The 25,563-nt window shown below is 30.9% G+C and carries 23 protein-coding genes; 12 read left to right on the top strand and 11 right to left on the bottom strand.

Going from position 1 to position 25,563, the window contains the following annotated elements; translation table 11 throughout:
• Position 1: 1 nt before the first annotated feature.
• Positions 2 to 400 carry an acyl-CoA thioesterase gene (locus L3X37_RS07310; protein WP_237239516.1) on the bottom strand — a complete coding sequence of 133 codons (399 nt, stop codon included), beginning with the start codon at positions 398 to 400 and terminating at the stop codon, positions 2 to 4.
• Between the two features lie 191 nt (positions 401 to 591).
• Between L3X37_RS07310 and dnaA the strand changes: the two genes are divergently transcribed.
• From dnaA to L3X37_RS07295, 3 genes are read left to right on the top strand one after another with little or no spacing between them, the layout of a single operon-like run.
• A complete protein-coding gene (dnaA, locus tag L3X37_RS07305; protein ID WP_237239515.1) occupies positions 592 to 2,019 on the top strand; it encodes a chromosomal replication initiator protein DnaA in 1,428 nt (475 codons plus the stop codon).
• Between the two features lie 32 nt (positions 2,020 to 2,051).
• The gene (locus tag L3X37_RS07300) at positions 2,052 to 2,504 is read left to right on the top strand and encodes a low molecular weight protein-tyrosine-phosphatase (RefSeq protein ID WP_237239514.1); all 453 of its coding nucleotides are present in this window, start codon (positions 2,052 to 2,054) and stop codon (positions 2,502 to 2,504) included.
• A 54-nt stretch (positions 2,505 to 2,558) separates the two neighbouring features.
• Positions 2,559 to 3,275: an SAM-dependent methyltransferase gene (locus L3X37_RS07295; protein WP_237239513.1), complete on the top strand. Its 717-nt coding sequence runs from the start codon at positions 2,559 to 2,561 to the stop codon at positions 3,273 to 3,275.
• A gap of 6 nt (positions 3,276 to 3,281) precedes the next feature.
• Here L3X37_RS07295 and L3X37_RS07290 read toward each other — a convergent pair whose 3' ends face one another.
• From L3X37_RS07290 to dapF, 5 genes are all read right to left on the bottom strand, one after another.
• A complete protein-coding gene (locus L3X37_RS07290; RefSeq protein ID WP_237239512.1) occupies positions 3,282 to 3,941 on the bottom strand; it encodes a lysozyme family protein in 660 nt (219 codons plus the stop codon).
• Positions 3,942 to 4,053: 112 nt separating this feature from the next.
• On the bottom strand, positions 4,054 to 4,968 hold the full coding sequence (locus L3X37_RS07285) for a DUF2279 domain-containing protein (protein WP_439654832.1): 915 nt from the start codon (positions 4,966 to 4,968) through the stop codon (positions 4,054 to 4,056).
• Positions 4,965 to 6,008: an endolytic transglycosylase MltG gene (gene mltG / locus L3X37_RS07280; protein ID WP_237239510.1), complete on the bottom strand. Its 1,044-nt coding sequence runs from the start codon at positions 6,006 to 6,008 to the stop codon at positions 4,965 to 4,967. Before mltG ends, L3X37_RS07285 begins: the two co-directional genes overlap by 4 nt.
• Position 6,009: 1 nt before the next feature.
• Positions 6,010 to 6,534, bottom strand: a complete 525-nt coding sequence (locus L3X37_RS07275) for a GNAT family N-acetyltransferase (protein WP_237239509.1) — start codon at positions 6,532 to 6,534, stop codon at positions 6,010 to 6,012.
• Positions 6,531 to 7,304 carry a diaminopimelate epimerase gene (gene dapF, locus L3X37_RS07270; protein ID WP_237239508.1) on the bottom strand — a complete coding sequence of 258 codons (774 nt, stop codon included), beginning with the start codon at positions 7,302 to 7,304 and terminating at the stop codon, positions 6,531 to 6,533. The genes L3X37_RS07275 and dapF overlap by 4 nt, the downstream gene beginning before the upstream one ends.
• Before the next feature lie 149 nt (positions 7,305 to 7,453).
• Between dapF and L3X37_RS07265 the strand changes: the two genes are divergently transcribed.
• The 5 genes from L3X37_RS07265 (at position 7,454) to L3X37_RS07245 (ending at position 14,782) form a co-directional block, all read left to right on the top strand.
• Positions 7,454 to 8,857: a trypsin-like peptidase domain-containing protein gene (locus L3X37_RS07265; RefSeq protein ID WP_237239507.1), complete on the top strand. Its 1,404-nt coding sequence runs from the start codon at positions 7,454 to 7,456 to the stop codon at positions 8,855 to 8,857.
• A 156-nt stretch (positions 8,858 to 9,013) separates the two neighbouring features.
• Complete coding sequence (locus L3X37_RS07260; protein WP_237239506.1) at positions 9,014 to 10,462, top strand: glyceraldehyde-3-phosphate dehydrogenase; 1,449 nt, start codon at positions 9,014 to 9,016, stop codon at positions 10,460 to 10,462.
• 142 nt (positions 10,463 to 10,604) lie between these two features.
• The gene (locus L3X37_RS07255) at positions 10,605 to 11,225 is read left to right on the top strand and encodes a tRNA (guanine-N1)-methyltransferase (RefSeq protein WP_237239505.1); all 621 of its coding nucleotides are present in this window, start codon (positions 10,605 to 10,607) and stop codon (positions 11,223 to 11,225) included.
• Between the two features lie 241 nt (positions 11,226 to 11,466).
• Positions 11,467 to 13,083, top strand: coding sequence for an SGBP N-terminal domain-containing protein (locus L3X37_RS07250; RefSeq protein ID WP_237239504.1), 1,617 nt, complete (start codon positions 11,467 to 11,469; stop codon positions 13,081 to 13,083).
• A 22-nt stretch (positions 13,084 to 13,105) separates the two neighbouring features.
• On the top strand, positions 13,106 to 14,782 hold the full coding sequence (locus tag L3X37_RS07245; RefSeq protein ID WP_237239503.1) for a hypothetical protein: 1,677 nt from the start codon (positions 13,106 to 13,108) through the stop codon (positions 14,780 to 14,782).
• Between the two features lie 234 nt (positions 14,783 to 15,016).
• Here L3X37_RS07245 and L3X37_RS07240 read toward each other — a convergent pair whose 3' ends face one another.
• Both L3X37_RS07240 and L3X37_RS07235 read right to left on the bottom strand, forming a co-directional pair.
• Positions 15,017 to 15,973 (bottom strand): phosphoribosylaminoimidazolesuccinocarboxamide synthase, encoded by a 957-nt coding sequence (locus L3X37_RS07240; protein ID WP_237239502.1) that lies wholly within the window; start codon positions 15,971 to 15,973, stop codon positions 15,017 to 15,019.
• Between the two features lie 60 nt (positions 15,974 to 16,033).
• On the bottom strand, positions 16,034 to 16,987 hold the full coding sequence (locus L3X37_RS07235; RefSeq protein ID WP_237239501.1) for a PhoH family protein: 954 nt from the start codon (positions 16,985 to 16,987) through the stop codon (positions 16,034 to 16,036).
• A gap of 158 nt (positions 16,988 to 17,145) precedes the next feature.
• Between L3X37_RS07235 and L3X37_RS07230 the strand changes: the two genes are divergently transcribed.
• The 4 genes from L3X37_RS07230 (at position 17,146) to dnaN (ending at position 21,961) form a co-directional block, all read left to right on the top strand.
• Positions 17,146 to 17,982: an SAM hydrolase/SAM-dependent halogenase family protein gene (locus tag L3X37_RS07230; protein ID WP_237239500.1), complete on the top strand. Its 837-nt coding sequence runs from the start codon at positions 17,146 to 17,148 to the stop codon at positions 17,980 to 17,982.
• 132 nt (positions 17,983 to 18,114) lie between these two features.
• A complete protein-coding gene (locus tag L3X37_RS15520; RefSeq protein WP_439654831.1) occupies positions 18,115 to 18,282 on the top strand; it encodes a putative quinol monooxygenase in 168 nt (55 codons plus the stop codon).
• Positions 18,283 to 18,372: 90 nt separating this feature from the next.
• Complete coding sequence (gene gldG, locus L3X37_RS07220) at positions 18,373 to 20,757, top strand: gliding motility-associated ABC transporter substrate-binding protein GldG (RefSeq protein ID WP_237239499.1); 2,385 nt, start codon at positions 18,373 to 18,375, stop codon at positions 20,755 to 20,757.
• 85 nt (positions 20,758 to 20,842) lie between these two features.
• Positions 20,843 to 21,961, top strand: coding sequence for a DNA polymerase III subunit beta (gene dnaN / locus L3X37_RS07215; RefSeq protein WP_237239498.1), 1,119 nt, complete (start codon positions 20,843 to 20,845; stop codon positions 21,959 to 21,961).
• On the opposite strand, the gene L3X37_RS07210 is transcribed toward dnaN, so the two are convergent.
• The 3 genes from L3X37_RS07210 to L3X37_RS07200 all read right to left on the bottom strand — a co-directional run bounded on the left by L3X37_RS07210 (position 21,958) and on the right by L3X37_RS07200 (position 25,533).
• Complete coding sequence (locus tag L3X37_RS07210; protein WP_262910791.1) at positions 21,958 to 22,977, bottom strand: glycosyltransferase; 1,020 nt, start codon at positions 22,975 to 22,977, stop codon at positions 21,958 to 21,960. The two genes, dnaN and L3X37_RS07210, sit on opposite strands and share 4 nt — an antisense overlap.
• A gap of 95 nt (positions 22,978 to 23,072) precedes the next feature.
• Positions 23,073 to 23,411, bottom strand: coding sequence for a DUF4870 domain-containing protein (locus tag L3X37_RS07205; protein ID WP_237239496.1), 339 nt, complete (start codon positions 23,409 to 23,411; stop codon positions 23,073 to 23,075).
• Positions 23,412 to 23,511: 100 nt separating this feature from the next.
• Entirely contained in the window at positions 23,512 to 25,533 is a 2,022-nt protein-coding gene (locus L3X37_RS07200) for an adenylate/guanylate cyclase domain-containing protein (protein ID WP_237239495.1), read from the bottom strand.
• Positions 25,534 to 25,563: the final 30 nt, after the last annotated feature.

Genomic DNA, 25,563 nt, shown 5'->3' with positions numbered 1-25,563 from the left:
ACTACACGATTATTGCCTTCAAAATATATTCTGGAGCTCTTACGGGTTTATTCGTTTTAGTATCAATAAAAACCAAAGTAGTTTCAGCAGTAGTTAAAATTTCACCTTTTTCATTGGTAATTTCATATTCAAATTCAATCTTTACAGTAGGTGTTTTTTTTAGTTGAGTTTTTACATTAATTACATCATCGTAACAGGCTGATTTTTTATAGTTTACGCTCAGAGAAACTACAGGCAACATAATGCCATTTTCTTCCATTGTTTTATAAGAAACTCCTAGTTTTCTCAACCACTCAATACGCCCCATTTCAAGATATAGTGCATAATTTCCATGATAGACTACTCCCATTTGGTCTGTTTCACCATATCTCACTCTAATTTGTATTTCATCGATTTTCATAGGGATTATTAAATATTTTTTTGTAGTTTCGGCTAGAGCTTAAACATGAGGAAAAATTTCTTAAAATTCAATAGTAAATGATTTTTTTTTTAAGATTTTTGTTCACATATTTGCGAAACAATTTAGGAACTGGGGAATACATTTAGGTTATCTCTAATAATTTACTAACTAACAAACTACAAAATCAAAAAATGAGTATAACTGCGCAATCGGTATGGAATAATTGTCTCGAATTTATAAAGGATAATATTCAACCGCAAGCTTATAAAACTTGGTTTGAACCAATTAAAGCAGTTAAACTTACCGATAATGCATTGAGTATTCAGGTACCAAGTAAGTTTTTTTACGAGTGGCTTGAAGAACATTATGTAAAAATTCTTAAAGTATCTTTAACCAAAGAATTAGGAGAAAAAGCTAAACTGGTTTACATTATAAAAATGGAAAACACGTATGGCAACAAACAACCCTTTACTGAAAAGATACCTAGCACTAATAGAAGTGCTGTTAAATCTCAGGATGTTGACATTCCTTTAAATAATAAAAACCCTGAGTTACGTAATCCTTTCGTAATTCCTGGTATTAGAAATGTTAAGATTGAATCTCAACTTAACCCAAATTATAGCTTTGAAAATTTTTTAGAAGGCGACTCTAACCGTTTAGCAAGAAGCGCAGGATTAGCTGTAGCGGCTAAACCAGGTGGCACATCGTTCAACCCATTACTTATATTTGGTGGTGTTGGTTTAGGTAAAACGCATTTAGCACATGCTATTGGTGTAGATATCAAAGACAAATATCCAGAAAAAACGGTTTTATATATTTCTGCTGAGAAATTCACACAGCAATATATAGATTCTGTTAAAAAGAATAATAGAAATGATTTTATCCATTTTTATCAAATTATTGATGTTTTAATTATTGATGACGTTCAATTCCTTTCTGGAAAATCGGGAACGCAAGATGTTTTCTTCCATATATTTAACCATTTACATCAAAACGGAAAACAGGTTATTTTAACAAGTGATAAAGCACCTGTTGACATGCAGGATATAGAGCAACGCTTGTTATCGCGTTTTAAATGGGGGCTTTCTGCTGAGTTACAAAACCCAGATTTTGAAACACGAGTCTCTATATTAAAAAACAAATTATATCGTGATGGTGTTGAAATGCCAGAAGACATTGTAGAATATGTTGCCAAAAACATTAAAACAAATGTTAGGGAATTAGAAGGTGCTATTATATCTTTAATTGCCCAATCTTCTTTCAATAAAAAAGAAATCACTATTGAACTGGCTAAGCAAATTGTCGAAAAATTTGTTAAGAATACAAAACGCGAAGTTTCAATTGACTATATCCAAAAAATCGTGTCTGATTATTTCCAAATGGATGTTGACACACTTCAATCTAAAACAAGAAAACGCCATATTGTACAAGCAAGGCAACTAGCTATGTTTTTTGCTAAAAAATTTACAAAAGCATCATTGGCTAGTATTGGATCTCAAATAGGAAAGCGCGATCATGCTACAGTATTACACGCTTGTAAAACGGTAGATAATCTGTCTTCAACTGATAAACAATTTAGAAAATATGTTGAAGATATTTCTAAAAAACTTTCAGTTTAATATAAAACTAGTCGCTTTCGCAGAATATTATTATGACTAAAATTCTTATGGTTTGTTTGGGTAATATATGCCGTTCGCCATTAGCCGAAGGTATTTTGCGCTCTAAACTTAACAGCAATACTTTTTTGGTTGATTCTGCGGGAACAGCAAATTATCATGTTGGTCATTCTCCTGATAAGCGTTCTATTGCTGTTGCAAAAAAATATGGTTTAAATATTTCTCATTTAAAAGGACGACAATTTAATGTATCTGATTTTGATGTTTTTGATGTAATTTATGTTATGGATGAATCTAACTTTGAAAATATTATTGCCTTAGCCAAAAATAATGCAGATAAAGCTAAAGTCAAACTAGTTTTAAATGAAGTGTACTCTAACCAAAACTATAGTGTTCCCGATCCTTATTTTGGTGGTGATGAAGGTTTTGAAAATGTGTACAAAATGCTAGATGAGGCTTGTGAAAGAATTGCAGAAAAATTAAGTTAACTCCAGCTATAATATTTAGTATTTTTATAAACTAATTATTTTCGAAAACAATTTATGAATTCTTCAATTGGCAATTTATACCTTATTCCAACAACATTAGGAGATAATGCACCTCTTGAAGTTTTGCCAATTTCGGTAAAAAAGGTAGTTGAAGAAGTTAACACCTATATTGTTGAAAACGAAAAATCAGCACGACGATTTATAAAAAAAATTAGTTCGGGAAAGCCACAAGCTTCGTTAAATATATTTCATTTAAATAAATTTACTGATGCTATTGAGTTGCCTGAGTTTTTAGAACCCTGTTTAAAAGGTATAGATGTTGGACTTTTATCAGAAGCTGGATGTCCTGGTGTTGCAGATCCTGGAGCTGATATTGTTAAATTAGCACATCAAAAAAACATAAAAGTTGTCCCATTAGTAGGACCATCATCAATTTTAATGGCAATGATGAGTTCTGGAATGAATGGACAAAGTTTTGCCTTTAACGGTTACTTGCCTATAGACAAAGCAGAGAGAAGAAAAGAAATAAAACGTTTAGAACGTTTATCTTTTGAACAAAATCAATCACAAATTTTTATTGAAACACCTTACAGAAACAATAAAATGATTGAAGACTTAAGCCGTATTTTAGATAGCAATACTGAGGTCTCTATAGCATGTGATATTACATTACCAACTGAGTATATTAAAACCCAAACAGCAAATGATTGGAAAAAAAATATGGTAGACCTTCACAAAAGACCTACCATATTTATTATTCATAAAAGCTAAAGTGAATTATACCGCTTTTGCTTCTCTATTTGCTTTTATAAAAGATGTATCGTACCCAGAAAAACGTTTCATATAATATTGTACTGTAGTACCGTAACCATCAGTAAAATTATCTAAACCGTAACTTCTTAAATATTTCTTAACACTACCTGGACCTGCTAAGTGTGCTGCAGCCAAAATACCAGATTCTGTCACAACAACACCATTAATGCGTCTTCCAACAAAATTCTTAATATCACGTCTTAAAATCCATTTGTTACGCGCTGCATTTGCTATAAATGCTTTTTCTTGAAGTTGTGGACTTTTTAAAAATTTTCCAGGATTGTTAATACCAATCATTTTCAATGTTGAAACACCAAATTGGTATTTACCTAAATATCCAAAAGTATTAACAGAAAAGTAATTACCTCCAGATTCTTTAAAAGCTAACGCCTCTTTAAAACCAACAAACGATTTTCCTAAATAAGGAGAAAATGATTTATCATTAGCATTTAAAGCTAAAGCATCATCTTTAATTTTAGTATCTGAACTTACGGTATAATTTAAAACCAAACCTTCAGTTGAGTACTTGCCTAAATCTATCGTTTCATCTGATGAAAACGAACTATACAATAGAATACATATTGTAAGTGTGAGGGTTGAGTAACTTGCAATACTTTTTCTCATAATTTTTAAATTTCTTCAGTGCATTTTTATTTTAAATACACCTGAAAAATTTGAGCGTGCAAAATTAGGCTTTTTTTTAATTATTTCAAAATTAATCGTTTATGTGCTATTTTTAGTAGTATAATAGATGAAATACACAGCCTTTTTTATTGAATTCTAAGGCTGGAAATGGCATCTTTAAGACATTAAAAATATTAAAAACAGATTTCAAAAAACGTGAATTCGTCCTAATTTTATACAAATTTACGTCAAAACTTAAATAAAACTGTCGTTGTCTGTTTATATTTGTTAACAAACTATTGTCAACATCTCGAATACCTTGTAACATCCCGTCAGCACTATAACCAAAAGCTACATTAAGCCATTTAGGAATTTTACTTTCTTTAAAAAAATCGTGTAAATTAACACTCAACCAATACGTTTGACCGTTATAATCCTTTAAAATCTGTTCAAAAAAACTTTCTCCTAATTTATCTGGAGATTGCGATGCATATTTAGTTTGGTGAAAAGAGAATTTTAAATTGATGCGTTGTTCTTTCCAAAGTAATTCTTGAGCAACATACAAACCCGTTCCTGAGGCGTTTGCAGCAATATCTCCCCAAGAAAAACCCCATTCTTGCGAAAATCCATCTAAAATTTCAACAGCTGTGAGAAACCCGAAACCTAAAGTTGCACCATAAATTAATTGATGTTTTTTACTTACGCCACTCCAATTTAAAACCTGGGCACCAAACTTACCAACTTGATACGATGTAAACACATGCCCCATCTTATCCATTTGTAGCCATTCATTATTGTCATTAATTGTATGAAACTTAGAACGCTCAAAATCTGAATACCACAATTGATTTAAACCAACTAAAGTTATACTAACCAAAGAAGCTTCAGTAATAACTACTGCATTTCTTCTGGACCTATTTAAGGTATCGCTTGGTATTAAAAAAGAATCAAATTTGATTTGTGAGAAAGAAAATGATGATGATAAAACTGAAATTAATAGATATATAATTGCTAAATTTTTCACTATCTATTAATACCTTGAGACGTTAAATAACGATGATATTCTCTAGCATTCACATTATGTTGAGATAATGTTTTTGCAAACTTATGATAGCCTATTTTTTTTTCATCAGCAACCATATAAAGGTATTTATGCTTTTCGTAGTTTAATACTGCATCAATTGCAGAAATATCAGGCATTGCAATTAAACCTGGAGGCAATCCTGTATTTTTATAAGTATTATAAGGAGAATCAATTTCCTTATGCACATTTAATACTCGTCTAATTATAGTATTTTTATATTCTGGCAATTTATAAGCAGCAAACTTAAGCGTAGGATCTGCTTGAAGCGGCATTCCTATTTTAATTCTATTTAAATAAAGCCCAGCAACTCTGGGCTGTTCGCTGGTTTGTTTTGACTCTTCGTAAACAATAGATGCTAAAGTAATAACTTCCTCTTCTGACAAACCAATGGTTTTTGCCTTTTCTAGCCGTGAATTATTCCAAAAGCGATTGTACTCCTTTAGCATGCGCTCGGTAAACTTTTCAGCCGAAGTATTCCAGAAGAACTCGTAACTATTTGGAATGTACATCCCTAGAGCCGTAGCTTCATTAAAATTATTTTTTGATAAAAAAGCATCATCTTTCATAGCTTTTAAAAGTGATATACTATCTGCTTCAATTTGAGACGCTACCCGACCAGCTAATTTTTCAAGCGTTTCTTGATTATTAAATGATACTTTAACAGCTAAATTATTACTACGAATAGAATTGATAATATCGTTATTCGTCATGCCTTTTTTAATGGCATATCTACCTGCTTTTATGTTAGAAACATATTTTTTTTGTTCTGCTAAATCATCAAAAGACTCAATATCCTCTAATAATAATTCTAATTTTGAACGCACATCCTGATAATTATCTTTTGATGAAATTTTAATATAAGCCACTTCTTCGTCAAATTTAGTATTTGGTTTTAACATGGCTTTGTATACAAAATTTGCAAAAAAAACAGCTACAATAAGCCCAATAACAACAATAGCAAGAAGAATTTTTTTTATATACATTTTATTTTTTTATAAGCTGAAACAAATATTCGTTTTTAAAAGAATCATTAATGTAGTTCCATTCCTTTTTTAGACCAACTTCTTTAAACCCTTGATTTTTAAAAAGTTTGATGCTAGTTTCATTGTCTTCAGAAATGTTACAATATAGTTGATGCAATCCTAAATGCGTAAAACTATATTTTATAAGCAATTGTAAGGCTTCACTACCATAGCCCTTTTCTCTATTGATTTCATCCTTAATTAAAATACCAACACCTGCCCTACTATTTTTAAAATCAAAATCGAATAAATCAATCAACCCAATTGGCATTTCATTATAACTAGAAATGACTAAACGTAATTGTTTAACTTCAAAAATATCTTTCTGCGCATGTTCTAAATACTGCTTAATTAAAAATTTAGAATACGGTGTTTGGGTCTTACTAATTTCCCAAACTGATTCGTCGTTTTCAATAGCATGAATAAACTCTAAATCTTCAGGTTCTAAAGCCCGTAAGTATATTTTTTGTCCTTTTAGGGTTATCATATTTCGCCTTGAAAAACCATTTTTGCTGGTCCTATTAACCAAACATTATTATAAACACCATTTTCAATATTAAACGAAACTTGTAAATTGCCGCCTTGAGTTTGCAAAGTAATCAGTTTTTTTTCAGTTTCTCCTATATAATGCATTGCTATTGCAACCGCTGCAACACCAGTGCCACATGACAAAGTTTCATTTTCTACACCTCGCTCGTAAGTTCTTACTTTAAAAGATGTGTCAGATTCCTTCCATACAAAATTCACATTACTTCCAGCTTCATTATATGGCGCTCCATAACGTATTTTTGCGCCTTTAGTTTTAATATCAAAATCATCAATACTTGCTTCAAATTGCACGTGATGAGGTGAACCTGTATCTAAAAAAATATGGCTATTGTGGTTTTCAACAGCATCAACATTCTGCATTTGCAATTTAACAATATCGCCCTCAATAGTAGCGTGATGCAATCCGTCTATCGCCTCAAAAACCGCTTTATTACTAATAATACCCAATTTCTTTGCAAAAGCCACCAAACAGCGCCCACCATTTCCACACATAGAGCTTTGGTTGCCATCAGCATTGTAATACACCATTTTAAAATCGTGGGTATCATGATTTTCGAGAAGAATAAGACCGTCAGCACCTATGCCAAAACGTCGGTCGCAAAGCAACGACACCAATTTGGTATTATTTTTGTCGAAATTTTGCTGACGGTTATCAATCATCACAAAATCGTTTCCTGTTCCTTGGTATTTATAAAAGGTTTGCTTCATAATAAAGCACAAATATATAAATATTAAACTGGATTTACGATTGTTAAATAGCCGTTAAATGTTACGTTAAAAATCGTTAAAATTGATTTGAAAATTCAATAAATACTTAATTTTAATCGTTGATAAATTAAATTTTAAAACCTAAGATTATGAAGAAGATTTTATCACTTGTTTTAGTTTCGGCCCTTGGCGGTGTTATGACTTTAGGAGCTTACAAATTATTTTTGGAAGACGAACAAAAAGTATTAGTTACACAAAACGAAACTCCAACTTTTTTACCAACTAGCAACATAAGTAGTTTATACAATGTTGAAGAAAAAGCAAATTTTGTTGCTGCAGCAGAAAACACTGTAAATGCTGTGGTGCATGTTAAAAATGTAGCTGTAAGCAGTGGACAAATGAGTATTCAGGATTTGTTTTTTGGTACAACTCCTAGCCCACAATACAGAATGGGCAGTGGTTCTGGCGTAATTGTAGACCCTAGTGGTTATATTATTACAAACAATCATGTTATTAAAAACTCTCAAGAACTATCGGTTACATTAAACAATAACAAAATATACGAAGCTGAAATAATTGGTACCGATCCAGAAACCGATATAGCAATTTTAAAAATTGATGCTGATGAGGATTTACCTTTTGTAACCTTTGGCGATTCTGATCAAGCAAAAATTGGCGAATGGGTTTTAGCTGTTGGAAATCCGTTTAACTTAACATCAACAGTAACAGCAGGAATTATCAGTGCAAAATCTAGAGATTTAACTGGTGGGCAATCATTTATTCAAACGGATGCTGCAGTAAATCCAGGTAATTCTGGTGGAGCCCTTGTAAATACTAATGGAGACTTAGTTGGAATTAATACTGCTATTTCTTCTCAAACAGGATCATATGTTGGATATTCTTTTGCAGTACCAAGTAATATTGCCAGAAAAATATATAATGATATTTTAGAATACGGCGATATACAAAATGGTGTTTTAGGAGTTTCTATTTTAAACAAAAACTCCGAAGAAGCTGCTGAGCTTGGTGTTAACGAAATTGAAGGCGTTTATGTAAGTGAAGTAACTGAAAAATCTGGTGCTGAAAAAGCTGGAATTAAAAAAGGTGATATCATTAAACAATTAGACCATATAGAAATTTCTAAGTTTGAAGACTTAAAAGGTTACTTAAAAACTAAACGTCCAAATGATGTTGTAAATGTTAAAGTACTTCGTGATGATGAATTATTAACAATTCCTGTTTCAATTTCTAATACAGATATATTTTCTGTTGAATTTATGAAAATGGAATTTAGAGATTTATCAAATTTAATAAAAGAGAAATATGATATTCCTTATGGAGTTTTTGTATCAAAAACCAAAAACAAATGGTTGTATAGCAATTTAGGCATCACAGAAGGTTATATTATTACTGATATAAATGATAAACAAATAAATTCTATTCAAGATATATCAGAATTAAAAGAAAAGTATGGCGATGATTATCTTGACGATCTTAAAAGTTTAGCATACATAAATAAACGTGGAGAAAAAAAGGAAGTTATCTTTAAGTAAATACACTTTTAAAAATCAACATCAATAACCTCTTAAAAACATAAAATTTTAAGAGGTTATTTTTTTGCATTAATACGCTACGAAAACGTTTGAAATATAGTATTTTTGCCAAAATTTTAATCCTAATAAATCGGGACGCACTAAACATTTAACACTATGAGTTTTAACAAAACTTATGAAAAAGAATTGGCTTTTCAAGCTGACCGCAGAAGAGCAACCGTAGAGTTTATAAAAATTGTAAGCGACCTTTGGTACGACAAATCTATTGAATTGGTTATTTTTAGAAATCAGCTAATTGATAGAAATGTAAGTCAGATTTTAAACCTGCATGATTATGCTGGTAAATTTGTGCAAAAACCTATTTCAATTTTCGATTCAGTTGAAATTGCTCAAGCTATTAAAACGCTTGATATTTCTCCTGCTAAATTAGACATTGGTAAGTTAACTTACGAATATCATTTAGATGATAACAAACATAGCAATGCTACTGCTTTTGTTTCTAGAAAATTAAAAGATGCCAGTAAAAATGGAGGTATTACACCAAAAGATGTGGTTTTGTATGGCTTTGGTAGAATTGGTCGTTTAGTGGCTCGTGAGCTTATGACACGTACCGGAAAAGGCAGTCAATTACGCTTAAGAGCTATTGTTACGCGTGGTGCTATTGATGAAACCATTTTAGAAAAAAGAGCTTCTTTATTACGCAATGATTCTGTTCATGGTGATTTTCCTGGAACGGTTTCTATCGATACAAAAAACAAAGCGTTAATAATTAATGGTACAACAGTAAATATTATTTCTGCTAATGCTCCAGAAGATATTGATTACACCAAATACGGTATAAACAATGCTTTGGTTATAGATAATACAGGGGCTTTTAGGGATAAAGAGGCTTTAAGCCGACACTTAAAATCTAAAGGAACAGATAAAGTATTGCTTACAGCTCCAGGAAAAGGTGTACCAAATATTGTTTATGGTGTTAATCATTTAGAAAACAACCCTGATAAAGTAGATGTTTTTTCAGCTGCATCATGTACAACAAATGCTATTACACCTATTTTAAAAGCTATGGAAGACTCCTTTGGTGTAGTAAGTGGCCATTTAGAAACTATTCACGCTTACACAAACGATCAGAATTTAGTTGATAATTTTCATAAAAAATACCGTCGTGGTCGTGCAGCAGGATTAAATATGGTAATTACAGAAACTGGCGCTGGTAGTGCGGTAGCCAAAGCATTACCAAGTTTAGAAGGTAAATTAACATCAAACGCTATTCGTGTACCCGTTCCAAACGGTTCATTAGCTATTTTAAATTTAGAAATTGAAAACAAAACCTCTTTAAATGGCGTTAATACCATCTTAAAAAAGTATGCTTTAGAAGGCGATTTAGTTGAGCAAATAAAATACGAACTAAGTGATGAGCTTGTTTCTAGCGATATTGTTGGTAGCTCTGCACCTTCAATTTACGATAGTAAAGCCACCATTGTACGTGCCGATGGTAAAAATGTGGTGCTCTACATTTGGTATGACAACGAATATGGTTACAGCCACCAAGTTATACGATTAGCAAAATATATTGCTAAAGTAAGACGTTATACCTATTATTAATATAATAAAAATCTATTTTGAAATTTTAATCGTATATAAATTAGCCTCACTTTGTGAGGCTTTTTCTTAAATATAACTGTATTAGTAAACAATATTTTATAACTTAGTAAAACCAAATACAACCATTTTAATCCAATCGTAAATGAATACTATTAAACAAGCCTCACTTATCTTTCTATTTTTAATAAGTTCAATAACCTGTTTTTCTCAAGCTAAACCCGAAGAAGGACCATCTTTAAACGATGGCACTATATCGCAACAATTTGATTATGTACTTAGAAAATCGGGGAATTTTAAAGGTACAAACGGTCAAGCTTACGAAGCCGTGAAACGCAGTATGTTTTTAACTTTAAGAGCACATACCTTAGATTCTTTAAACACGTTAAAAACAAAATTAAACAACTCAAAAAATACGGTTAATACGCAACAAAAAGAAATTGAAGATTTAAAAACAAAGCTAAATAGCACGGAATCTACATTAAACGCCACTAATTTAGAAAAAGATAGCATGTCGCTATTAGGTATGCAAATGAGCAAAACCAACTACAATATGCTTATGTGGGTTATTATTGCTTGTTTATTAGCCCTATTTATTTTGTTTGTATACAAGTTTAAAAATAGTAATGCTATTACACGTGATGCGAAAAAAGCGTTAGAAGAAATTGAAGAAGAATTTGACGAGCATCGCAGAACAGCTTTAGAACGCGAACAAAAAGTAAGACGCCAATTACAAGACGAAATTAATAAACAAAAAGGTGTTTAATACATTCTTTTTTAAAGTTAAAAACCTGTAATAAAAACACAGGTTTTTTTACACCCTTATTCTACTTGACTTTGTCAGAAAAAAACCATAACTTCGTTTAACGGCGGATATAAACCATATTAGCAGACAGTTTATATCCGATCAACATTGGCAACAATTAAAACACAATTAATCAATTATATAAAATTCTAAAAAACTATTTTTGACTAAAATTTAGAACCTCTTATTACTACACCTACCTATGACTTTGAAACCTAGTTCATCTTTATTTTGTAAAATATTATTTCTTTCAAATATTTTTCTATTCATATTTTTAGCCAGTTGCTCAGACACCTCTGATAATAGTACAATTGAGAAAGAAGATGAAAACAATATTATTACTAGATTTTTCTTTTCTCAAGATAAAAACTCTAGTTTGTCAAAATATGTTCCTGGAAATATAAATCAATTTAATAATGAAATATACCTTCAACTACCGTCAGGAGCAGATATTACTTCTCTAATTCCTGATATTTCTCTATCTGGAATTGCTACAATTAGTCCTGAAACAGACACTTCAATTGATTTTTCGGAGCCTGTTGAATTCATTGTTACATCCGAAGCAGGAAATACCAATACTTATACTGTATTTGTTTCGTTAAGTTCGGAAAGTACAATTACTGAGTTTTATTTTAAAAGATCGGATAATCATGGTCTAGAACAGGATTTATATGGAGAAATAGATGAAATAAATAAAAGAATACTATTTGATTTACCTATAGCTGCTGATATTAAAAATTTAAATCCTACTCTCGTTCTTGATGCCAATAGAGCAAATCCTTTGGATGATTTTCCAACAGATTTTTCAAATATAAAACAATATGAAGTTATTGCAGATGATGAGAAAAAATCTATTTATGAAGTTTCTGTTAGTTATGATAGACATGTGTTAATAGAGTTTGGGAGAGTGAACGATCTCTTTTCTAGATTTAGATGGTCCTTAGATACTAATCTCAATAATTGGGATAACATTCAAGTTAATGAGTACAATAGAGTAACAGCATTAAATATCGATTGTTCGTGTATAGATTTTTTCCTTCCAGAAATTGAGTTGTTAACAGAACTGAAGGCATTAGGCTTGATGGCTTCTCAAACAAATACAAGTACTAATTTACCTTTTGAACTAGGTAAACTAACAAAACTCGAATCTTTGAAAATTGCAAACTCAAAGATTGAGCAATTATCTCCTAGCATTGGTAATTTAACCAAGCTAGAATATTTTGAATTCCAAGATAACAATCTAAAATCATTACCAAAGGAGATAGGTAATTTAACAGAGTTGTATAGAATTTTTATATATAACAATCAAATTACTGAATTGCCTAGTGAAATTGGAAATCTAAGCCGACTTAACCATATTCTCGGATATAGTAATCTTATTAGAGAAATTCCTTCCTCTTTTAAAAACTTGAATAATCTTGAAAGTTTAACACTTTCGGGTAACGAAATAATTAGTATTCCTCCTGAACTGTATCAATTAAAAAGTATTGAATTAATTGACTTGTTCAATAACCAAATCTCTTCGATTGCTGAAGAACTTGGACAAATGGACACTGCAGAATCTGTCACAATAAATTTGGGTAAAAATAATATTACATCCATACCTAAGGAACTTAGCAAACTAAAAACACTTGGGGGTTTACTTTTACAACAAAATAACATTACAACTGTACCTAAAGAGCTTAGTCAATTAACATCATTAGTTGTATTAGACTTAAGGCAGAATCAAATATTAACATTACCCAAAGAGATATGCGATATGGAGAATATGTATGGAACTAGAATTCATGTAGATGATAATGTAACCTGCACAGAATAGATTGGAAATAAAATTTAAATTTATGAGAAAATTATCCAGCATCATACTTATTTTACTCTTTACGTTTTCATGTTCTGACAAAGAAGAAATGGAACCAGCCCCAGAGTCTGTAAAAACACCTCAAACTGAATTAATTTCACTCGAATATAATAGCATTGATAATTCTATTAAAATAGTTTGGAGACCAGTAGAAATTGAAGGCTTTGTTTCTTATAAAGTTTATCGATTAGAAAGTGCAACCAATGTTTTTTCTAATATCTCAGTTATTGCAAATCTTGGCAAACTTAGAAAGGAAATTAAAAATAGTAACCTATTTTCATATACTGACACTGATATTCCTTACAATGCCTATGTAAATTATGTAGTAGTAACGGTATATGAAAATCCATTCAATCAATATAAAGAACAAGTTGTTAGTATTAATCATCTTTATTATGAGAGGGCTGAACTTGCATTTGAAATTCTAAGTGTTGAAAAGTTGAACAATGGTCTTATCAATTTAGAATGGGAGAAAGATGAAAATGATAACTTTTCAAATTACAGTATTCATAGAACGGAAACCATCTATGATGCTTCTTTATACCGTATGGATATTTTTAAAAATGAGTTTTCAATATCCGAAATAATTAACCAAAGTGAAATTACTTACGAAGATTCTTCAAGCTTTTTATCAGAATATATTACTTATGGAGTTTCCAAAGAGGTAAATGGTAATACCATAGAAAGTAAAAATACAATTACAATTAAAAACCCTCGTTTTATTGATTTCGTTCCGATAGAAATGGTTAAAAATCCGCTACATGAAAATGAAGTAATCATAATTGGCGGAGATGGAGAAATATTATTTTATAACCCTTATAACTTTTCAATTATACATTCTATTGATATTAGCGCAAGAGTTCATCACCCAGTTATTGAAACATATAATGGAGTACAACAACTATACATCCCATCTGAAAATGGTAAAATATATGTGTATAGTTTAGAAGATTACAGATTAGTTCAAGAAATCGATTTAGATACTAACATAGATATCATATCTATGATTATTAAAGAAAATTACATTATTTTCTTAGAAAAATCTATTTCTGGATATTACAGTCACTTTTCCTATTATGATATTGAAAATGACATAGTCCATAGAAATACAGGATATCATCACAAAAGCTCAAGGCTTGTTAACTCCACAAGCACATATTTTTTCAGGCTAGAACCTGTGTTTAATGGGCATCAAAACGAATCATCAATAAATAAATATAACTTTATTAACGGTGAGTTAGATTTTTCTTTAGGAATAGATAATGGATCTATAAAAAGTGAACAAGTATTTGCTGTTGCTCCTGATTTCTCATATATCATAAGTACTGAATATGGTTTCCATTTAAAATTAAATTATAATGACCTATCTGAGGATAACCTTGGAAATTATGGTTACCCCATGTCTTTCAATGGCTACGATTTTATTGGAATTCAAGAAAAATATTCTGACATCTATATTACCGAAGACCATGATATTTATTTTGCAATAAAAGAATTTAATAGAATTGTAATGCATAAATATTTAGATTTTAGAAATGTTTCTAAAGAATTTGACACGCAAGGAAAACCACTACTTTTCACTTTACTAAATAATGATATTATTGTAATTAATCAGAGTGAAAATACCAATAAAAGTTTTATAGAAATAATAAATGATTAAGCCTCTTAGCTTTTATTAAAAATAGTAATTTTGGTTCTGCATCAATTGAAAATAAGCCTTAAATAAAAACTGTTGCCAACACCGTGTAAAAATAATTGCTTGGTTCTTTTCTACTCGGAAAATCCTGCGGATTTTCCTCTGGTTCGTTCCATTTTTAGTAAGTTAGTTTCTTGCACACGCAACTATCCTTACACAAACCCGTTAAACGAACTTCAAAAATAACTTAAGAATACACTACTTTAAACACTCCAAAACATTCCTTTCAATGCGCTCTTGAATATTTGAGAGATCGGCTTTCACAAATGTTTCTCCTGTAATGTTTTCGTAAAGTTCAATATAACGTTCGCTAACAGTTTCAATATATTCGTCGCTCATTTCGGGTACGGTTTGTCCTTCTAAGCCTTGAAAATTATTACTAATTAACCATTGACGCACAAACTCTTTTGAGAGTTGTTTTTGCGCTTCTCCTCTATCCTGTCTCTCTTGATAACCATCAGCATAAAAATATCGTGAAGAGTCTGGAGTATGAATTTCATCTATCAATACAATTTTACCTTCTTTAGTTTTACCAAATTCGTATTTAGTATCCACTAAAATTAAACCTCTAGATGCTGCAATTTCGCTCCCTCTTTTAAACAATTTACGTGTGTAATCTTCAAGAATTATATAATCTTCTTCCGAAATAATACCTCTTTTTAAAATATCCTCTCGAGAGATATCTTCATCATGGTCGCCCATTTCTGCTTTGGTTGCTGGTGTAATTATAGGCTCTGGAAATGCATCGTTTTCTTTCATGCCTTCTGGCATAAACACTCCACAAAGCATACGCTTACCAGCTTTATACTCACGTGCTGCATGACCAGACATATAACCACGAATTACCATTTCTACCTTAAAAGGTTCGCATAAATAACCAACTGCTACATTTGGGTCTGGAGTTGCTAATAACCAATTAGGAACTAAATCTTGAGTAGCAGCCATCATTTTAGTGGCAATCTGATTTAAAATTTGCCCTTTATATGGAATACCTTTTGGCATCACAACGTCAAACGCTGAAAGCCTATCGGTAGCAATCATTACCAATTGCTCGTCGTTTATGTTATATACTTCTCTAACTTTTCCTTTGTAAACACTTTTTTGGTTTGGAAAATTGAAATTGGTATCGATTATTGTATTGTTTGTTTTTGCCACGAATTCACTAATATTTTATGTTTTTTTACTGCAAACTGCTACTGAATACTGATAACTAAATTAATCTCTATTCTCTATACTTTTATAAGCCGCAATTACTTTTTTAACCAATTTATGACGAATAACATCTTTATCGTCTAAAAATATCATGCCAACACCATCAACATTTTTTAATATTAAAAGTGCTTCTTTTAAACCCGAAATGGTACGACGTGGTAAATCGATTTGCCCAGGATCGCCAGTTAATAAAAACTTTGCGTTTTTTCCCATACGGGTTAAAAACATTTTCATTTGGGCATGTGTTGTATTTTGTCCTTCATCTAAAATCACAAACGCATTGTCCAACGTACGACCTCGCATAAATGCCAATGGTGCTATTTGTATGGTACCATTTTCAATATAATGTGCTAATTTTTCTGGAGCAATCATATCGCGTAACGCATCGTATAAAGGTTGCATATATGGGTCTAATTTTTCTTTTAAATCACCTGGTAAAAACCCCAAATTCTCTCCAGCTTCAACAGCTGGCCTTGTTAAAATAATGCGTTTAACTTCCTTGTTTTTTAAGGCTTGGACCGCTAATGCAACACCCGTATAGGTCTTACCTGTTCCTGCAGGACCAATAGCAAAAACCATATCGTTTTTCCGCATGCTTTCTACCAATTTGCGCTGGTTTGCCGTTTGTGCTTTTATAAGCTTTCCGCCAACACCGTGCACAATAACTTCGCCGCTTTGTTTAGAAGTCGTATAATCATCGCTACTTTGACTTGTTAAAACCCGCTCAATAACGTTTTCATCAAGTTTATTGTACTTAGCAAAATGTTTTAAAAGCATGGTAATTCTTCTGTCAAACTCTTCTAGCAACTCTTCATCGCCAAAAGCTTTAATTTTATTACCTCGAGCTACAATTTTAAGTTTAGGAAAATATTTTTTAAGAAGTTCTATATTGGCATTTTGTGCTCCAAAAAACTCTTTTGGAGTAATGTCTTCAAGTTCGATTACAATTTCGTTCAAAGGCTATATTTTAGTTTTAAAATTTATTCGTCTGAATTAATAACAATAATGTGCTTCCAGATGAAATGATTTATTAGTTTTGTGAAACAGTTTCGTAAAACTCAAAAATACATAAATTTGGGTGATCAAACATTAAAAACATATCAACAATTTTGCCAATGGCGATAATAACTTTAACAACTGATTTTGGAGAAAAAGATCACTTTGCTGGCGCGACAAAAGGTGCTATTTACAGTGAACTTCCAGATGTTAAAATTGTTGATATCTCTCACTCTGTTTCGCCTTTTAGTATTCCTGAAGCTGCTTATATTATTCAAAACGCATATAATAGTTTTCCGAAAGGCACCATTCATATTATTGGTATTGATTCTGAAATAAATCCTGAAAACAAACATATAGCCATTAAGTTAGACGACCATTATTTTATTTGTGCTAACAATGGTATTATGAGTATGATTTGCTCTGAAATTGCACCAGAAAAAATTGTTGAAATTAATATACACGACAAAATACAAACAAGTTTCCCGGTGCTAGATGTATTTGTTAAAGTCGCTTGCCATATTGCTCGAGGTGGTACACTTGATGTAATTGGAAAAACGATTACCAATATAAAACCTATTAAAAATATTGTACCCTATGTTAATGAAGATAAAACTCAAATTATTGGTAGCGTAATTTATATTGATAACTACGGCAATGTGGTTACCAATATTAAGCGTGATTTTTTTGAGACCATTCAAAAAGGACGAACATTTGAGATTTCGGCACGTAATTATAAGTTCAAAAAAATACATAGCAAGTATAGCGATGTAGTTAATTTTGAAATTCCTGAGGACAAACGTTATGACGAAGGCAGAGGTCTAGTGGTTTTTAATTCTGGTAATTTTTTAGAGATTGCGCTTTATAAAAGCAATACAACAACGGTTGGTAGTGCCTCATCATTGATGGGATTAGGAATTATGGATGCTGTAAGCGTAAATTTTATTAAAGCATAAAATGATGCTAGTACGGATTGTTAAAATGAGTTTTAATGAAAATGACGTTGATAAGTTTCTTAAAAATTTTGAAGCGAACAAACATAAAATCAGAGATTTGAAGGGTGTAAATTTTTAGAATTATTTAGAGATATAAACGAAAGCAATATATTTTTTAGATACAGTTATTGGAGTTCTGAAGACGATTTAGAAACATACAGGCAATTTGATTTATTTAAAAGCGTTTGGAGTAAAACCAAACCACTTTTTAACGTAAAACCAGAATCTTGGAGTGTAGATAAAGTCGCTTCGTTCAAGTAGGCAGTTGCAGTATTCAGTCAACAGTAAAAAATTTATATATTCGTAAATTCGTGCCATAATAAAGAAACAATCAGCTTATAAACAATAAGAATGTTCGCCATACTTAAAAAAGAAATAAACGCGTTTTTTGCATCGCCAATTGGGTATTTGGTTATTGCTATTTTCCTTTTACTAAATGGATTATTTTTATGGGTGTTTAAAGGAGAATTTAATATTCTAGATTATGGCTTTGCAGATTTATCATCATTCTTTTTATTAGCTCCTTGGATTTTAATTTTCTTAATTCCTGCTGTAACCATGCGCAGTTTTTCTGATGAGAAAAAACAAGGCACATTAGAACTTTTATTAACCAAACCAATCTCTCAAATAAACATTGTTTTAGGTAAATATTTTGGAGCTTTTATTTTAATATTAATAGCACTTTTGCCAACACTAATCTATGTTTATACAGTTTATCAATTAGGTAATCCTGTTGGCAATTTAGATGTTGGAAGTACACTTGGGTCTTATTTTGGATTACTATTTTTAACAGCATCATATACAGCTATTGGTATATTTTGCTCTACATTTTCTAACAATCAAATAGTGGCATTTATTAGTGCTGCTTTTCTGTGTTTCTTGTTTTATATAGGTTTTGAAGGCATTTCAGAGGTTACTTCAAACTTATTTATTGAGCAATTAGGCATGAGCTATCATTTTAAAAGTATGAGTCGCGGTGTGCTTAATACCGCTAGTATTTTATACTTTTTAAGTATCACTATTTTATTTATCGTATTAACTGCTCGTAGCATAAACACAAAATCATTTTTTAAAAAAGAATTGCTGTCATTTTCAGCTTTATGCATAGGGCTATTTATTATAAATATGTTGCCTGCTTCAATTCATAAGCGTTTCGATTTGACTGAAGACAACCGATACACATTAAGCGAAGCTTCAAAACAAATTATTAATAACGTAGATTCTCCTATAATAGTGGATGTGTTTTTAAAAGGAGAAGATTTTCCATCAGAAATTAAACGTCTCCAAAGAGAAACAAAGCAGTTACTTGAAGAGTTTTCGGCGAAAAACAACAACATCAATTTCAACTTTATAAATCCCATAGAAGATGAAGCTTCTCGTGAGCGAAACATACAACAACTCACACAACGTGGATTAACACCTATGCAATTAAGTATTCAGGAAAGTGGAAAATCATCCCAAGCAATCATTTTTCCATGGGCATTGGCAAGTTATAACGACGTTACAATCTCTATTCCGCTAGTTAAAAATAAAATTGGTGCTTCACAGCAAGACTTAGTAGCAAATTCTGTACAACATTTAGAGTACACTTTTGCTGATGGTTTTAGCAAATTAACCACACCAAAACAGAAAAAAATTGCAGTTTTAAAAGGCAACAATCAGCTAGAAGATAAATACATTGCAGACTTTATAAAAAAAATAAACGAGTATTATTTTATCGCACCATTTACTTTGGATAGTGTTGCCAAAGATCCACAAAAAACACTTAACGACTTAAATAAATTTGATTTAATTATTTCTGCAAAACCCACCGAAGCTTTTAGCGAAAAAGAAAAATTAGTGTTAGACCAATACACCATGAATGGTGGAAAAAGCCTTTGGCTTATCGACCATGTAGCTATGGAAAAAGACAGTTTATACAATGCTTCTGGATCTAATTTAGCCATTTCAAGAGATTTAAACTTAAACGATTTCTTTTTTAAATATGGTGTTCGCATTAATCCTGTAATGGTAAGTACACTTTATTCAGCTCCTATCACTTTAGCTATTGGAGAAGGTAGCGATTCTCAGTTTCAAAATTTAAGATGGCCGTATTCGCCTTTAGCATCAACTAATAGCAACCACCCTATTGTTAATAATTTGAATTTTGTAAAATTCGATTTCGCCAATCAAATTGACACCTTAAAAAACAACATCAAAAAAACTATTCTTTTAGAAAGTGCACCGCTTACAAAATTAGAAGGTACACCTCGCGAAATTAGTTTAGATATTGTTACGCAAGAACAAGACCCTGCATTATTCAATAAAGGTAATCAACCTTTAGGGGTTTTATTAGAAGGCGAATTTATAAGTGCTTATAATAACAGAATTAAGCCTTTTAAACTCACTGAAGAAAAAAACAAAGGTGTGACAACAAAAATGATTGTTATTGCAGATGGTGATGTTATTAAAAACGATGTGGTTAAAAATTTGCCTCAAGAATTAGGCTTTGATAGATGGACAGGACAAACTTATGGTAACAAGGAATTTTTACTCAATGCCGTTAATTATTTATTGGATGATAACGGACTTATAAACATTCGCTCTAAAGAAATTGCGGTGGCTTTTTTAAATCAGCATAAAATAGCAGCTCAAAAAACAAAATGGCAACTCATAAACATAGCATTACCACTCGTATTACTAGCGGTATTTGGTTTTATTTTTAACTACTTTAGAAAGAAAAAATATGCAGCTTAAATGTTAATAAGTTTGTTTCCTATATTAATCCGTATAGAATATATTTGTAAGTAGCATTTATTAAAATTAAACACATTATAAATACATGAAATTTATAGTATCAAGCACTTATTTATTAAAACAATTACAGGTTTTGGGTGGTGTAATTAACAGTTCGAACACCTTACCTATTTTAGATAATTTTTTATTTGAATTAGACCATTCTAAATTAACTGTTTCGGCTAGTGATTTAGAAACTACTATGGCTTCAACTTTAGATGTTGAAAGCGATAGTAAAGGTAGTGTTGCAATTCCTGCACGCTTATTACTTGATACTTTAAAAACTTTCCCTGAGCAGCCTTTAACATTTGTTGTTGAAGAAAACAACACTGTTGAAATAAGCTCAAATCATGGTAAATATGCATTGGCTTACGCCGATGGAAACGAATTTCCTAAAGCTGTTGCTTTAGAAGACCCAAGTAAAACAGTGGTTACTGGCGATATATTGGCAACGGCAATTAGCAAAACCATTTTTGCTGCTGGAAACGATGATTTACGCCCTGTAATGAGTGGTGTGTTTTTTCAGTTTTCAACTGAAGGTTTAACGTTTGTTGCTACTGATGCGCATAAATTAGTAAAATATACCCGAGAAGACATACAAGCAAATCAAGTAGCAGAATTTATTATGCCAAAAAAACCTTTAAATCTTTTAAAAGGAATTTTAGCAGCAAGTGAAGACGATGTTACTATTGAATATAACGAAAGTAATGCAAAATTCACTTTTGAAAATTCAGAATTGATTTGTCGCTTAATCGATGGTAAATACCCAAATTACGAAGCGGTAATACCAAAAGAAAACCCTAATAAATTATCAATAGGCCGTACACAGTTTTTAAATTCGGTGAGGCGTGTTAGTATTTTCTCAAATAAAACAACACACCAAATTCGTTTAAAAATTGCAGGTGCAGAACTTAATATTTCTGCTGAAGACATTGATTACAGTAACAAAGCCGAAGAACGTTTAACTTGCGATTACCAAGGCGATGATATGCAAATAGGGTTTAACTCGCGCTTTTTAACTGAAATGCTGAACAACTTAAATTCTAACGAAGTACAGTTAGAAATGAGTATGCCAAATCGTGCTGGTATTTTAACACCAATTGATGGTTTAGACGAGGGTGAGCAAATTACAATGCTTGTTATGCCTGTGATGCTGAATACTTAATTTAAGTTTTTTTTAAATTTCAGAAGAAATAAAATTGTTTTCAAAAAAGTTATATTACTAAAAATAAAGGTAACAATCTTGTTTTTAGTAGTTGGGAATTCTCTTCCTAAAAAATCTTTTAAAGGATATGCATTGTGCTTTCTAAATAGCAAAATATTATTTTTTAAGGTTTTTGCGTCTATTTTGACTTTAAGCATATCAGAAATTGTCATGTAAACATAAAGATCTCTTCTAAAACTTAAGTTTTGTTTTATTAATTTATCTTGTTCTGTTATTGCGTTTAATGCGTTGATTAGCTCACTTAAATTGACAATCATTTTTACACGACATGAAATAAGTTTTAATAAATGATTTCTTTTTCTATTTGTTGTACTGGAATTTGGTGCTTTAACATATTTATATAACATTAAAGGTGCGTGAATTAATCGCTTTGCTTTTAAAAAAGTCTCTACTGTAAATAAAACATCTGATCCATAGCGTTCTTCTTTAAAAGTAATATGATTTTGAGTTAAAAAATCTTTCTTAATAATATACCACCATATTTCGTGTCTCATATAGCGTTGATTAGCTAAATAAGATAAACCATCTTGAACTTGAGGGGTTTCATTAAAAACTAAATGTGAATAGTTTTTATCATAATTATCATGCTCTATATAGCAATTAAAACCAATAATATCTAACTCTTGCTTAATAGCAATATTTAAAACATCATTAAGTCCTTCGTTTATTATATAATCATCTGCATCCATTAAATAAACATATTTACCTTTTGCCATGTTTAGCATTTTGTTTCTTAAAACATAGGCACCACTATTTTGTACAGAATAAATATTTATGTTTTTATAGATTTTAGTATAAGCTTCTACAATAGTTTTGCTAGAATCAATTGAAGCATCATCAAAAACAATGATTTCGTAGAACTCTCTTGGGATTTTTTGACTTAAAATACTATCTAAACATCTTTTTATAAAGTGTTCAGAATTATACATAGGTATTAATATACTTAGCTTAGTCAAAAAAAAGGAATTGCTTTTAAGATTATTAAATGACTAATATAAATAAAAAATGCCCATCAGTTGATGAGCATTTTAGTTTATCTCGTACTAACAAACTAACTAATAAAATTAAGAGATAAAGGGTATGTTGGTGTTTCTCCGTTATTAGCTTTTATAGCATTTATTATAGGGAAAACAACTGATATAATTCCTAAAATTATAAAGCCTAATAAACCTAAGCCAAATAATAATATTAATGGTATACATATAATTGCGTAAACAATTAAACTTAATTGAAAGTTTATAATGTTTTTACCATGTACATCCATTTGATACACTTTTTCTTTTTGTGTAAGCCAAAGTACTAGTGGTAATAATAAACTACCAAAACCTGTAATAAGTGTAATTAACTGACTTAAATGCGTAATAACTAAAAGTTGATTATCTTGTCTCATGATGATTAATTATTGATTGATACTTATATGACGCATAAAATCAATAAATGTTACAGACTTTAGTAAAAAAATTAAAGCGAATAAAATGGAATTACCTCTTTTAACGAATTTGATTTAACAAGTTAATAAAACGGGGCTCATCTCGAATAGAATCAAATTTTATATCTCTTTTTAATCCCCAAAAGAAAAGTCCTAAACCTCCAGATTCAAAATCCTTTTCTAACCAATCTAATACCTTCTCCGTTTCTCCTAAACCCATATATATAGTTGCAATCATATATGGAGGTACATAGGTTTTTTCACTTTTTTCTAATTGATAATTTAGAATTTCTAATGCTTTATTTTTTTGACCAGACTTAGCATAAGAGTATCCTAACATCCAATTATTCGGAGATTCAGTTCGTTGATTAAAAACTTTAATAGCTTCTTCATATTGTTTATTTCCAGAAAGTAAATTGCCCTTCATCCACAACAACATATTGTCATTTGGATGCTTTCTCAAAGCCTCATCTAATACAGCAATACCTTTACTATACTGATGAAAATAATAATGAGAAAACGCTATGTTTGCAATATTCTTTGTAGATAATGGGTCTAATTCAACTATTTTCTCAAAAAGTCGAACTGCTTCATTAATATCACCTTCAAACAAACGAATCCAAGCTAATTTATCGTAAGCTCCAACATAATTAGGATTTATATTAATGGCCTTTTCAAGATGGCTCACTGCGGTTTCTTTTTCGAATCTATAAAAACTTATAGACCCCAAAGCACCATAGCTCCCTCCTTCTTCAGGGCTTAATTCTAAGGCTTTTAATGCTGGTCCTAAAGCCTTTTCTAAAACCTCTTTTGGAGGTTTTCTTCCCCAATAGATATATTCTAAAAACGTATCTGCAAGACCAACGTAAGCTTTACAGAACTTAGGATCCAATTCTATCGCTTTTCTAAATAAACCTTCGGCAATTTTTAATTCTTCATCTTTACCCGCTCCTCTATTTAAAAACCGTTGTGCTTCTGTATAAGCACCATAAGCATCAGGATTGTCTGTTGGCGGTTTATTTAAACTTTTTATTTCGTTTGCACTTAATGTTATTTTTAATGCCTTAGCAATTTCATTAGATACTTGGCTCTGTATTTCGAAAATTTCGGTTAATGTTTTGTCATAATTTTCAGCCCATAAATACTCATTATTACTAGCGTCAATTAATTGAGCATTAACTCGTATTTGCTTATTATACTTCCTAACACTTCCATCTAAAATATAGGTAACCCCCAATTCTTTAGCTATTTCAGAGTTCAATTTATTAGATTCTTTAAATTGCATTATTGACGCCCTAGAAATTACTTGAAGATCTTTTATTTTAGATAAATGTGTTAATATATCTTCTGTAACACCATCAGTAAAATTTTCGGAGTCTGAATCGTTACTCATATTTTCAAAAGGCAAAACAGCTATAGATTTGATTTTAGCCAATTCATTCTCATAAAATGAATTATAATAAACGGCAATTACACCTATTAAAACAAGAAGTACTCCTAAAATAACAGAAAACTTCTCTTTAAAAGATTTGTCTTTTTTTTCTTTTGTTTTACCACTAATATCAGACAATTTTGGAACAATTAAACCTTCAGATACAATTGCAAAAACGGGTATCGTAGTATCTACATTTTTAAAATCGAAAACATCAAGAAATTGAGTTTGTATATCTTTCTGATTTCTTAATTGATCGTTAACCTTATCGGATATTAAAACACTTCCGGCAATAGCTAATGATTCTATTCTTGAAGCTACATTAACGGCATCACCAATAATATCTGATTCGGTTCTAATAATATCACCAACATGTACCCCAATTCGAACAGGTATTGAAGGTGCCTCTAAAAAAGCCCTTTGCATTTCAATACTGCATTTAATAGCTTCAATAGAACTTTTAAATGTACTTAAGGTACCATCACCATAATATTGTATTAACTCACCATTATATTTCGCTGTAATCGATTTAAAAATTTCGCGATGTTTAGATCTAATCTCAATGGCATTTTTTTCATCATGCTGCATTAAAGAAGTATAACCCTCAATATCGGTAAACATTATTGCAGCAAGTTGTCGGTTTTGAGACATTATAATAATAGCGTTAAAAAGACTAAATTA

The organism is Wocania arenilitoris, assembly GCF_021728535.1.
Classification (GTDB): domain Bacteria; phylum Bacteroidota; class Bacteroidia; order Flavobacteriales; family Flavobacteriaceae; genus Wocania_A; species Wocania_A arenilitoris.
Note: the sequence above shows the minus strand (reverse complement) of the source record. Positions and strands in the feature narration are given on the sequence as shown.